The organism is Bacteroides sp. AF29-11 (genome assembly GCF_003602895.1).
Classification (GTDB): Bacteria; Bacteroidota; Bacteroidia; order Bacteroidales; family Bacteroidaceae; genus Bacteroides; species Bacteroides uniformis.
In genome coordinates this window covers 71,652-84,025 of record NZ_QTLY01000010.1, presented here as the reverse complement: position 1 = coordinate 84,025, position 12,374 = coordinate 71,652, and the positions used below count along the sequence as shown (strand labels likewise).

The following is a 12,374-nucleotide window of genomic DNA, read 5'->3' as shown; positions in this document are numbered from 1 at the left end:
ATACAAGAGTGTGCTCTGGCATCGGGGCACACACTTGTTGATTGTTTATCTAATCTTTTCCCTGATTTTAGTCAGATACTTCTTCATGCCTTCCGCATCCTTATTGCTGATGATTTCCAGCAGGTTCTTCAGTTCCAGACGGATGTTCTCCACTTGTGAGGGGGTGCGTGGATTGAAGAGAATTTCCTGGAGCAGGTAGTCGTCTTCACTCAGCAGGCCTTTGGCAATGGCCATATGCTTTTTGAAGGTAGTGCCCGGAGCTTCCTGGTGTTTCATTACCGCTGCAAACACGAAAGTGGATACAAACGGAATGGATAAGGAGTATGCCACAGTCTCATCGTGCTCGTCGAATGTATATTCAAAGATGTTCAGCTTCATGGTCTGGTAGAGGTCCTTGAAGAAGATTTTCCCCAAGTGGTCGCCTTCGCTGATGATGATGGCATTCTCTGTATTCAGATTGTTGAGGCTGGCAAAAGTGGGACCGAACATAGGATGCGTCGACACGTAGCGGAAGCCGCTTTCATCGTAGAACTTTTTCAGTCCGGTCTTTACCGAAGCGATGTCGCTGATGATGCAGTCTTTGGGCAGTACCGGCAGCACTTGGCGGAAAGCGTCCAGCGTGTATTTCACCGTAACGGCATTGATGACCAGCTCCGGCTCGAAGTCCTTGATTTCTTCCAGTGTGGTGAAGCGGTAGGTGTTGTAGACAAAACGCAGTTGGTGCGGATTGACGTCGAATACGGCCGTCTCGTGCTGAAAACTTAATATATCTGTAAAGAAGGAGCCCATTTTCCCGGCTCCAAGTATTAATATTCTCATGATGTTTAATGTGCTAATATGCTAATGTGCCAATGTGCTAATGTGATTAATGTGCCAATGTGCTAATGTGATTAATGTGCCAATGTGCTAATTGGCTGCGCTGTGATGCCGCATGGCAATTAGCACATTGGCACATTAATCACATTAGCACATTGAATAATTACTTATTTATAATTTCCATTTGTTGCCTCACACTTTCCTCGTGTATCGCTTCAAATACTTTTTTGATGAATTCGGCATCCATGCCACACAATGCGCCTTGCGAGCCGCGTTTCTCGAGGATTTCGTTGTAGCGTCCGGTTTGCAGGATGGTCATGTCATGCTCTTTTTTGTATGTACCGATTTCACGTGCCACACGCATCCGTTTGGCCAGCTCCTGAATAAGATTGTTGTCGCATTCGTCTATCTGCTTGCGCAATTCGCTGAGGTTCTCGGTGCTTTGTGTTTCCTTGCGGATGACCAGCAGGTTGAGGATGTAATCCAGCACATCCGGGGTGACTTGCTGGGCTGCATCGCTCCAGGCACAGTCCGGGTTGCAGTGGCTCTCGATAATCAGTCCGTTGAAACCCAAATCCATAGCTTGCTGGCAGAGTGGAGCAACCAGTTCGCGCTTTCCACCTATGTGGCTGGGGTCACAGATAATAGGAAGGTTGGGAATTCGGCGGCGCAGCTCAATGGGGATATGCCATTGGGGCAAGTTACGGTAGAGCTTTTTGTCATAGCTGCTAAATCCGCGGTGGATGGCACCCAGGCGTTTCAAGCCTGCATTGTTGATACGTTCCAAAGCTCCAATCCACAGCTCCAGGTCAGGATTTACCGGGTTCTTTACCAGTACCGGAATATCCACACCTTTCAGCGCATCGGCAATTTCCTGCACGGCAAAAGGGTTGGCGGTGGTGCGTGCGCCTACCCAAAGCAGGTCTACCCCGGCCTTCAGGCATTCGTATACGTGTTTGGCTGTAGCGACTTCGGTAGAAACGTACATGCCGGTTTCTTTCTTTACCTCCTTCAGCCATGCAAGGCCGTCTACGCCTACTCCTTCGAAGCCGCCCGGTTTGGTGCGCGGTTTCCAGATGCCGGCACGGAATAGCTTGAGGCCTTTGTCTGCCAGTTGCTTGGCTGTGCTCATTACTTGTTCTTCGGTTTCGGCACTGCAGGGGCCGGCTATTACCATAGGGCGTTTGTCTTCAACACCAGGTAATGTGATAGGTTCTAATTCGAGTTCCATATTCTTTATTTGTTTAATAATATTCTTTAATTATGCTTTTTCTTCCTTGTGACGTTTCCTCCTTTTCAGAAGACTTTCTGAGCAAGGTCCCGGAGATTTAGTAAAACGTCGGAGAAGATTTACTAAATCGTTCCTCCCGTTTTAGTAAATCTCCGGTGGAGTTTTAGTAAACGGGATTCCGGCTTTAGGGTGTTCATCTCTTACTTGTAAGCATTTATTTCATGTCCTTGATACGCTTCAATGCTTCTGCCAGTTTATTGTCCTTACAGCAGAGGGAGATGCGGATATACCGTTTCCCGTTACTTCCGAAGATAAATCCGGGAGTAATGAACACTCTGGCTTTATGCAGCACGTGTTCAGTCAGTTCTTCCACGTCTGTACAGCTGTCGGGTATCTTGCCCCAGAGGAACATGCCTACCTGGTTTTCGTCGTAGGTGCAACCCAGGGTATGCATGATTTCTCCTGCCAACTGACGGCGGTTGCGGTAATTCGCGTTGTTGCCGTCATACCAGTCTTGCTCTGCTTCCAGGGCAGTGGCGGCTGCCAGTTGCATGGCACGGAACATACCGCTGTCGATGTTGCTCTTTACTTTCAATATCCATTGCACGAAGTCGGCATTCGAGGCAAGCATGCCGATACGCCATCCCGGCATGTTGTGGCTTTTGCTCATGGAATTGAATTCTATGCAGCACTCTTTGGCACCCGGAATGCTGAGGATGCTGATGGGATGTTCGTTCAGGATGAAACTGTAGGGGTTGTCGTTTACGATGACGATGTCCTTGCGGCGTGCGAAGTCCACCAGTTTCCGGTACAGTTCCGGTGTTGCGTTCGCCCCGGTGGGCATATTGGGATAGTTGGTCCACATCAGTTTTACACGGCTCATGTCCATCCGTTCCAGCTCGTCGAAGTCGGGCATCCAGCCGTTTTCTTCTTTCAAGTTATAGTTCACGACCTCGGCACCCAGAATCTTGCTTAATGAAGTATAGGTGGGATAGCCGGGATTGGGAACCAATACTTGTTCACCGGGGTTGACAAAGGCCAGCGTCACGTGCAGGATGCCTTCTTTGGAGCCGATGAGCGGTTGTATCTCTGTGTTGGGATTCAATGCTACACCGTACCATTTTTTGTACCAGTCCGCAAAACCGCGGCGCAGTTCGGGGATACCTACGTAGGGCATGTAACCATGTCCGTCCGGATTGCAGGCAGCTTCGCAAAGTGTTCGGATTGTCTTTTCGGAAGGCGGCATGTCGGGGCTTCCGATTCCCAGGCTGATGACATCCATTCCTTCGGCATTCATTTGTGCCACTTCTTTCAGCTTCTTCGAGAAGTAGTATTCGCTTACGCTTGCCAGGCGGTCGGCAGGCTTTATTCTACACGTTTGATTTTCCATCTTCATATTCTCCTAATATTTTCAGTTCTTTGGTCAGCGGTGTGATGGCCGCAATGGATTGTTTATATCTCAGTACATTGTCGAAGACGACATCTACGTAAAACTGGTATTCCCATTCACGCCCGATGATGGGCAGTGATTGTATCTTGGTCAGGTTGATGCGGTAGAAAGACAAAATAGACAATACTTGGGAAAGGCTTCCTTCAGTATGGGGAAGTGTGAATACCATGCTTGCCTTGTTGACGTCCTTGCTGCGATGCCGGTTCAGTTCATCTACTTGCCAAGGGTCGGCTACGACCAGGAAACGGGTGAAGTTATGTTTGTTGGTTTCGATACCTTCCTGCAGGACCTTCATGCCATAACGCTCTGCAGCAGCTTTGGAGCAGATAGCTGCATGGCCTTTCAGATGTTCCTGTTGGATGATTTCGGCACTGCGGGCGGTATCTTCGCCTTCCACCACTTTGATTCCGGGGTGTTGTCCCAGGAATTCACGGCATTGCATCAGGGCGATAGGGTGGGAGTTGACTTCGGTAATATCATCCCAGTCTTCATCGGGCAGGCAGACAAAACTATGGGAAATACGCAGCTTGTACTCGCCGACAATCTGTGCGCCACTTTGGCGTAATAGCTCATTGTTATGCAGCAAACTACCTGCAATGGTGTTTTCTATCGCCAGCATTCCTATGGTCTGACTGTCTTTTTTGATGGCACCGAACACGTCTTCAAAGTTGGCGCAACAGATTAACTCTATTTCTTCTCCTTCGAAGTACTTGTGTGCGGCGATGTCGTGATACGAGCCTAATGTTCCTTGAATGGCTACCTTTTTCATTATTTTTATTTTCTTGGTTATGCTATAAAAAAAATCCCGCTTCCATACGATGGAGCGGGATTCTGTATATTTACTTGTTTCTCTATTCAGTCCTTAAGCATCACTGTCACTTGATACATACAAACTCCCGCTCTACTTTCTGGCTAAAGTAAAAGTAAAAAAAGAAGTAATATGCATAAGTAAATGACTTCATACTTGTATTCTCTGTTTTTGAATTACGTGACAAAAGTAATGCTTTTCTTTTATATACAAACAAAAAACAATGTTTTTTTTAGGGATAGTAGCAATTTAACTTATTTCCCTTTAACTTGTACAATGACTTGAACCGGACGATGGTCGGATGAAATGGTGTCTTCTATGACTTTCCGGTATTGTACGTCAAACCGATACCCATTCTTGGAATAGCCGTAGATGTAGTCTATACATCGGTTGGGACGGTCTGCCGGGAAAGTATAAGAGGTTGTGTCATTGAGGGTGGCAAAATGTTTTGCCAATTCCAGCTGGGGAGCGCTTGCTGGTGCAGAGTTCATGTCGCCTGCCATAAAGATGGGCTTATCGACGTTTTGCAAGGCTTTTTCTATCAATGGTACGGCAAGGAGCTGGTCTTCTGGAGTGAGGGACTGGTGTGTGGCACAAAATACATAATCTTTAAATTCTGCAATAATGAGGGTACGTTTTTCTTCCCGTCCGGGCATTGGAATGATTTTGTATTTTATGGGTATCTCTCTGGAGAGGATTCCGATGCCGTAGCTTCCACCCTGAAAAGGAATGGCTGCTGCATAAGTCCCGTGCATTCCGGTCAGTTTTTCTAGTTCTCCGAGAGCATGGATTCCTTTGTTGCGCACCGTTACACTGTCAAGTTCCTGCAGGGCGACTATGTCCGGAGAAGTTTGACTGATAACATTGGCAATGCGTCGGTAATTGTACTCCTTGTCCATACCGATGCAATTATGTACGTTATAGGACAATATGTTCACTTGCTGTGCATGGGCAGGTGCGAACATCAGTACAAAAAGTACTGATAGAAATAAATTTCGTTTCATTGGCGGCAATAATTGAATTTGTTATAATCCTAGGATATTACCGGTACTTCCCCCCGGTTGGTTACCATATTGTCCGTTAAAGTTCTGTATCTCTTTAGGATTGAGTTCCAGTCCTTTCTTCATGTCCTCCGCAGAGCCTTCCTTGTCTCCGTTCAGCAACTTGGCACGTCCGCGCTCATGATAGGCCTCTGCGAAATTAGGGTTCAGTTCTGTGGCTTCCGTAAAGAGCTCGATGGCTTCTGCCAGCTTGTTTTGGGTGATGTAAAGCTGTCCTAAGTAGAGGAAGGCTTGTTCGTTGAAGGGATTCAACTCTGTCACTTTCTGATAACTGCTTTCTGCTTTTTCTTTGTTTCCCGTAGCTTCTTCTATCTTTCCGCGGAGCAAGATGGCACTTTCGTCTTCCGGGTCTTGTGCCAGAATGGTGTCTATGTCTTCCATCGCTTCCTTGTATTGCTGCATTTGGACCAGTGCTTCGGCACGAAGCAGACGTGCTTCGATGAAATCATCTTTCAGTACGATGGCTTTCGTAAGATGAGCGATGCACATGATGCCGTCCCCTTGCCCATTGTCTGCTTTGCCGAGCAGGTAGTGTGCCATGGCGTTGCCCTCTTCTATTTCGATAGCTTTCTTTGCCGCTCCTGCCATGGCGGGATAGTCTTCCTGCATGTAGCATACGTTGGCTAGACTGAGGTAGGTGGAGGTATGTTCCGGCTCTATTTCGGTCATACGTTCCAGCAGTTTGTGTGCCTCGTCCAGTTCGTTGGTCTGGGTGTAGACTTGGGCAAGGTAGCCCATGGTCTCAAAGTCTTCCTGAATGGCAAGGGCTTCAGTGAAGCATTTGATGGCGTAGTCTGTACGGCCCATGCGTTGTGCACGCATACCGTCATACTTGAATATCTCAAAATTCTTCTGCTCGTTTTTTTGTTTCTCATTTGCCGGACTGTCTGACTTGCCGGAGAAAAAAGATTTAAAGAATCCCATAGGTGATTAAAAATTAAAGAATTAAAAATTAAAAAGGAAAAGGAGGGGCATGGCTGATAAGAGATGTTCCTCTCAGCGGCAGGACATTCTTTTCCAACGGCAAAAGTAATGAATTATTTTTTGATTTGAAGCATTCCGTTGACAGCAATTACCTTACCTTCGTCCAACAATTCATGTAACACATCGATGAGCATGTTTTTATCGTCCGGTATCTGTTCTGCCAAAGTGGCTGGAGTTTGTGGTTTATCAGATAGGGCTTGAAGAATCTTTTCAGAAAGTTCCTTTTCCGAAAGGTGGCCGGAAGGTTTCTTGTTCTTCAAATTGATGCAAGTGTCGCACTGCCCGCAGTTATGCTCGTTCTTCTCTCCGAAGTAGTGTAGCAGCATTCGACTACGGCACACGGTATCGCTGCTCACGTAATCCAGCATGGCACTTATGCGTTTCTCATACCGCTCTTTGCGTTCCTCGTACACGGCGGGAGAGATTTGCAGGTGGCGCATTTCAACCCTCTCTCGCGTGTATATTATATATGGTGTCTTTTTGCGGGGGATGTAACTGACGATACGTAGCTTGGCTAGGTGGATGAGCTGTTCATACACTTGCCGGCGTGTGAGTCCAGTGCGTATGGCCAGTGAATCTTCATTGATGAAAGCATGGTCTGTGAAGACCCCGGTATAGGAGCGGAGAATGGTTTGGATGAGTTTGTCCATATCTTCGCCGAGCTCTCTCAGTTTATAAAGTTCGTCTCGACGGATAGTGAACAGTAGCCGGGATGCATTGTCTTGTTCGTCTGTATATTCCAAGTATCCCGCTTGTGTCAGAATCTTCAAGGCACTGTCCACGGGAACGGGGAAGTACTTGAACTTTCGGCAAAAGTCTTCTATATTGAACTCGCGTACACAGCCTTGTCCATCTCCCATTGCCATCTGGTAATAGTATTGAAGATGCTCATATACTTCCTTTATATATTCTTTTTCAGGAAAGGTGTCGGGAATGCGTTTGTGCAGTGTTGCCTTATCCGACTTGGCGTAAAGGACGACCGCGTAGGCTTTTTGTCCGTCCCTTCCGGCACGTCCTGCTTCCTGGAAGTAGGCTTCTATGGAATCGGGCAGATCCATGTGGATGACAATCCGTACATCCGGTTTGTCGATACCCATACCGAATGCATTGGTGGCGACCATGACACGGCTTTCTCCTGTTTGCCAGCGTTGTTGGCGGATGTCTTTGGTGGCGTCATCCAGTCCGGCATGGTAGAAATCGGCGGTGATGTCTTCGTTGTGCAGCAGTTCGGTAATTTCCTTGGTACGGCGACGGTTGCGCACATAGATGATGGCGCTTCCGGGCATACGGCGCAGGATGTGCAACAGCTCTCCCGTCTTGTTTTCCGTCTTGCGGACGATATAGGCAAGGTTTTTGCGTTCGAAACTCATGCGGAACACATTTTCCTCACGGAAATGCAGACGGGCCTGGATATCTTTCACTACTTCCGGAGTGGCGGTGGCTGTCAATGCCAGGATGGGTACGCCGGGCAGAAGTTCGCGTATTTCGGCTATCTTCAGATAGGCGGGACGGAAATCGTAGCCCCATTGCGATATGCAGTGGCTTTCGTCTACCGTAATCATACTGATTTTCATCTTCTGCAGTTTGGTGCGGAAGATTTCAGTATCGAACCTTTCGGGGGAGATATAGAGGAACTTGAAATTGCCGAATATACAGTTCTCCAGTGTGACGATGATTTCCTGCCTGCTCATGCCTGAGTAGATAGCAAGCGCCTTGATTCCCCGTTTTTTCAGGTTTTGTACCTGGTCTTTCATGAGGGCAATCAACGGAGTGATGACCAGGCAAAGTCCTTCTTTGGCAAGAGCCGGAACTTGGAAAGTGATGGATTTTCCTCCTCCCGTGGGCATTAGTCCCAAAGTGTCCCGTCCCTCGGTAATGCTGTTGATGATGTCTTCCTGGATTCCCCGGAAGGTATCGTATCCCCAGTATTGCTTCAGAAGCCTCACCCCCAATCCCTCCCCCATAGGGAGGGGAGTTTTGAAGTTACTACTGCTGCTCATGGTCTTATTGAACTTTCTTGCTACTTCTTATCGTTGAATTGATATTCTTTCCTTCTCTATGCTAATAGTAGTGATTACTTATCTTATAGCATCAACCAATTTTCATCATTTCCTTAATATAAGGAGACTATTCTTATTCCCCTCCCTGTGGGGGAGGGGTTAGGGGAGAGGCTTTCAGTTCGGCTTTATGTCTTCAATCTGCAACTGCACTTCACCCCTCTTATGGGTATTCTCTTCAATGGAATAGCAGATGTCGAAGGAACGTTTGGTCTTGATGAAGCGTACGTGGGAACTTTGCCCGAAAGCGATGCCGTTCATTACATTGTTCGATTTATTGTCCACCAGTTCTAGCTTGATATGTTCCTGGTCGCGGCCTACGACTTTGCTGGTACCATAATCATAGACATTGTGCGTACAGAAAATGGGTTTGGCATTGTCCGGTCCGAATGGATTGAATTTCTTCAAGTCGCTGAAGAATTTCGGAGTGATGTCTCTGAAATCAATCTCGGCATTGATGTCGATGACGGCGCATGTCTGTTCCGGCAGGATATTTTGTGATACGAACTCTTCGAAGCGTTCGATAAAGGCCGGTACATTTTCCACCTTCATGGAAAGACCGGCGGCGTAGGTATGACCTCCGAAGTTTTCCAGAAGGTCGCGGCAGTATTCAATGGCTTTGTAGACATCGAATCCGGAGACGGAACGGGCAGATCCGGTTGCCATGTCATCCGTACGTGTCAGTACTACTGCCGGCCGGTAATAGATTTCCGTCAGCCGGGAGGCTACGATGCCGATGACGCCTTTATGCCAGTCTTCATTGTACAATACGATGGAACGTCGGTCGGCAAGTCCGTCCAGGTCAGCTACAATCTTGTTGGCCTCCTCGGTCATGGTCTTGTCCAAGTCCTTGCGTGTCTCGTTGTATTGGTTGATTTGTCCGGCTTTCTCCAGGGCAAGAGAGAAATCTTTTTCAGTAAGCAAGTCAACAGCTTCTTTCCCGTTCTGGATACGTCCGGAGGCGTTGATGCGGGGACCTATTTTGAATACAATGTCACTGACGGTGATGTCCTTGTCCGTCAGTCCGCAGACATCAATGATTGCTTTCAGGCCTACGCTGGGATTACTGTTCAACTGCTTCAAACCGTGGTAGGCGAGAATGCGGTTTTCACCCATAATGGGGACAATATCCGATGCGATACTGACGGCGCAGAGGTCCAGTAAAGGGATAAGGTGATGGAACTCGATACCGTTGTTGAGGGCAAATGCCTGCATGAACTTAAAGCCTACACCGCATCCGGACAGATGTTCATAAGGATAGGTGTTGTCTTCCCGTTTGGCATTCAGAATGGCTACAGCAGGGGGCAGTACATCATCGGGGACATGATGGTCGCAGATGATGAAATCAATGCCTTTCTCCTTGGCGTATGTGATTTCTTCGACGGCTTTGATACCGCAGTCCAATACAATAATCAAACCTACACCACTCTCTGCGGCATAGTCTACTCCTTGGATTGAAACTCCATACCCCTCATTGTAACGGTCGGGGATATAGTAGTCGATGTTCGAATAGAACTGTTGAATAAACTTGTAGACCAATGCCACAGCCGTGGTACCGTCTACGTCATAATCTCCATAAACAAGAATGCGCTCTTTCTTTCCCATTGCCTTGTTCAGGCGCTCTACGGCTATATCCATATCCTTCATCAGGAATGGGTCGTATAAGTCCGGTAGTTGGGGGCGGAAAAACTTCCGGGCATCCGCTGCCGTTGTTATTCCCCGCTCCACCAGCAATTTTCCCAATATTGGGCTAATTCCCAATTCTTGGGCCAGTTGTTGGCTTGCTTCTGCCTGTTCGGGTGTAATGGGTTGATAATTCCATTTGTGAGTCATTTTATATATTATTTTTTCTTTTTCTATCTCAAGATGTTGGGGGAGTAGAGGGGTTCAATACGTGCACTTTTCTCCAACAAGGTGTAAAGGTATGAAAAACTCTTGAAACGGAGGTGAATTCTGCGGAAAAACTTTATAAGTATATGTATTCTCCACTAAAAAACTTTATTTTTGTATCCATTAAAAAATATCGCTATGCTTGTTTTTATCTCTTGTGCAAAGACCATGGCAGCGCGCTGCTCTGTTGTCGTGCCCGAAGTCACAGTCCCGAAATTCGAAACGGAGGCTGTGCGGAATGCGTTGGAAATGTCGCAGTATTCAGTATCCGAATTGGAAAGGCTTCTTCGGGTGAATACCAAAATTGCTGCCGAGAACCGTTTGCGTTTTCATGATTTCTGTTCGGAGGAGAATCGTTCGATGCCAGCCGTTTGCGCCTACACGGGAGCTGTTTTTAAACGCATTCTTCCGAAAGATTTTTCAGCGGAGGATTTTCGTTATGCGCAAGAACATCTACGTATCACTTCTTTTCTTTATGGGTTGCTTCGCCCGCTGGACGGTATCAAACCCTATCGTTTGGAAGGAGATGTCCGTTTGCCCGAAAAAGGTGGAATATCCATGTTTGATTATTGGAAGCCTTTGTTGACGGATTACTTCATAGAGGAAATTAAAAACTGTGGCGGTGTTCTCATTAATTTGGCAAGTGCTGAAATGAAAGATTTGTTCGACTGGAAGCGGGTGGAGCAAGAGGTGCGTGTTATTACGCCCGAGTTTCAAGTTTGGAAGGCCGGACAGCCGAAGACTGTCGTTATCTATGCCAAGATGTGTCGCGGAGAGATGACGCGTTTTATTGTCAAGAACCGTCTGGAGTGTCCTGAGGAGTTGAAATCCTTTTCTTGGGAGGGCTTCGTCTGGGATGAGATACGCAGTACGGAGAATGTATGGCATTTTTCGTTAGGTACATTTATGTAATGAAAAGGTACATTACGTTTGGCTCAGATGTTACTATATGTTGCTTTCGATGTTTGCGCAAAATGAAGAACTAAATACGCAATTTAGGATGAGGGAAAAGAATGAACCCTCTACATTTGCATGCAGTAAACTTAAAAGCAATATACTATGAAGAGAAACGGATTAAGAACAGTTGTTGTATTAGCTTTGACCATATTTCTATTGAATGCTCCGGTTTGTGCTACAGCTTCCAGATTGCAGGATACTTGTGCGGAGGCGCGGGATGAGGTTGCACTGCGGCCTGAGTGGATGAGGATTCTCCATGATACGCTTCCTATATGTAAGATTTCTATTCCTGGTTCACACGATAGCGGTAGTATCAAAGGAGGGCATATGTTGAAAACACAAGCAACAGATATTCCTGCTCAATTACGGCAAGGCATCCGTGCTTTCGATATCCGTTTGGAAAAGAAAGGTAATAAACTGGGGGTGTTTCACAGTCATGCCTTTCAGGATATATATTGGGAAGATGATGTTTTACCTGCTTTTATACACTTTCTGCAAACATATCCTTCTGAGACTTTGATTGTTTCCTTGAAAAAGGAAGGGGGAGAATTGCGGGATTATGCTTCTCTGCTGTCCGTTTCTTTAAGCAGCCCTGAGTATCAAAGTTATTTCGTGATGGACTTTCGCCCTGAATTGACGCTGAAAGATTGCCGTGGAAAGATTCTTTTCCTGCATAGGGATCATGCTATGGATAATTATCCTGGAGCAGCATGTGTAGGTTGGGAGGATGACAGTACTTGCCTGCTCACTCTTCGCAATAAAGATGGTAAGGAAGGAGTGGCTTTGCTCGAAGATGAATATCAATATGAATCGGGTGAGGAGGCCGGGAAGAAGGTAGGGGTTTGTGTCCGTAATATTGAAGGGATGTCTGCTGAGCCGGTTTCCTCACGTCGGTGGGGAATTACTTTTGTAAGTGCGACGGGGCTGCCCTTGGGAACCCCTAAAGTCTTTGCTGATAAGGTAAACAAGCCTATTGCTGACTATTTAAAACAAAAGAATAGCCGGAATTGCGGTATTGTTTTTATCGATTTTGTCAGTGAACCTGGAGGAAAAGATTTGGTGGAATATTTGATTGGCAGTAATGTTTGCGCAAAATGAAGATTTATATGCGCAATTGGGA

10 protein-coding genes are annotated in these 12,374 nt (G+C 46.8%); 2 read left to right on the top strand and 8 right to left on the bottom strand.

The window, feature by feature from the left end; translation table 11 throughout:
- Positions 1-45: 45 nt before the first annotated feature.
- The 8 genes from DWZ03_RS17165 to recJ all read right to left on the bottom strand — a co-directional run bounded on the left by DWZ03_RS17165 (position 46) and on the right by recJ (position 10,240).
- Entirely contained in the window at positions 46-819 is a 774-nt protein-coding gene (locus tag DWZ03_RS17165; RefSeq protein WP_005829995.1) for a prephenate dehydrogenase, read from the bottom strand.
- A gap of 160 nt (positions 820-979) precedes the next feature.
- Positions 980-2,047: a bifunctional 3-deoxy-7-phosphoheptulonate synthase/chorismate mutase type II gene (locus DWZ03_RS17160; protein ID WP_120130440.1), complete on the bottom strand. Its 1,068-nt coding sequence runs from the start codon at positions 2,045-2,047 to the stop codon at positions 980-982.
- A 214-nt stretch (positions 2,048-2,261) separates the two neighbouring features.
- Positions 2,262-3,443 (bottom strand): pyridoxal phosphate-dependent aminotransferase, encoded by a 1,182-nt coding sequence (locus DWZ03_RS17155; protein ID WP_022401362.1) that lies wholly within the window; start codon positions 3,441-3,443, stop codon positions 2,262-2,264.
- Entirely contained in the window at positions 3,418-4,266 is an 849-nt protein-coding gene (locus tag DWZ03_RS17150; RefSeq protein WP_005830004.1) for a prephenate dehydratase, read from the bottom strand. Before DWZ03_RS17150 ends, DWZ03_RS17155 begins: the two co-directional genes overlap by 26 nt.
- A 293-nt stretch (positions 4,267-4,559) precedes the next feature.
- A complete protein-coding gene (locus DWZ03_RS17145; protein WP_044468906.1) occupies positions 4,560-5,309 on the bottom strand; it encodes an endonuclease/exonuclease/phosphatase family protein in 750 nt (249 codons plus the stop codon).
- Between the two features lie 21 nt (positions 5,310-5,330).
- Positions 5,331-6,290, bottom strand: a complete 960-nt coding sequence (locus tag DWZ03_RS17140; RefSeq protein ID WP_005833337.1) for a tetratricopeptide repeat protein — start codon at positions 6,288-6,290, stop codon at positions 5,331-5,333.
- A gap of 113 nt (positions 6,291-6,403) precedes the next feature.
- Positions 6,404-8,314: an ATP-dependent DNA helicase RecQ gene (locus DWZ03_RS17135; protein WP_120130439.1), complete on the bottom strand. Its 1,911-nt coding sequence runs from the start codon at positions 8,312-8,314 to the stop codon at positions 6,404-6,406.
- A 210-nt stretch (positions 8,315-8,524) separates the two neighbouring features.
- Entirely contained in the window at positions 8,525-10,240 is a 1,716-nt protein-coding gene (gene recJ / locus DWZ03_RS17130; RefSeq protein WP_005833333.1) for a single-stranded-DNA-specific exonuclease RecJ, read from the bottom strand.
- A 195-nt stretch (positions 10,241-10,435) separates the two neighbouring features.
- On the opposite strand from recJ, the gene yaaA reads away from it, so the two are divergent.
- Both yaaA and DWZ03_RS17120 read left to right on the top strand, forming a co-directional pair.
- Positions 10,436-11,209, top strand: a complete 774-nt coding sequence (gene yaaA / locus DWZ03_RS17125; RefSeq protein ID WP_005830017.1) for a peroxide stress protein YaaA — start codon at positions 10,436-10,438, stop codon at positions 11,207-11,209.
- Between the two features lie 147 nt (positions 11,210-11,356).
- Positions 11,357-12,352, top strand: coding sequence for a phosphatidylinositol-specific phospholipase C (locus DWZ03_RS17120; RefSeq protein ID WP_044468795.1), 996 nt, complete (start codon positions 11,357-11,359; stop codon positions 12,350-12,352).
- Positions 12,353-12,374 lie beyond the last annotated feature (22 nt).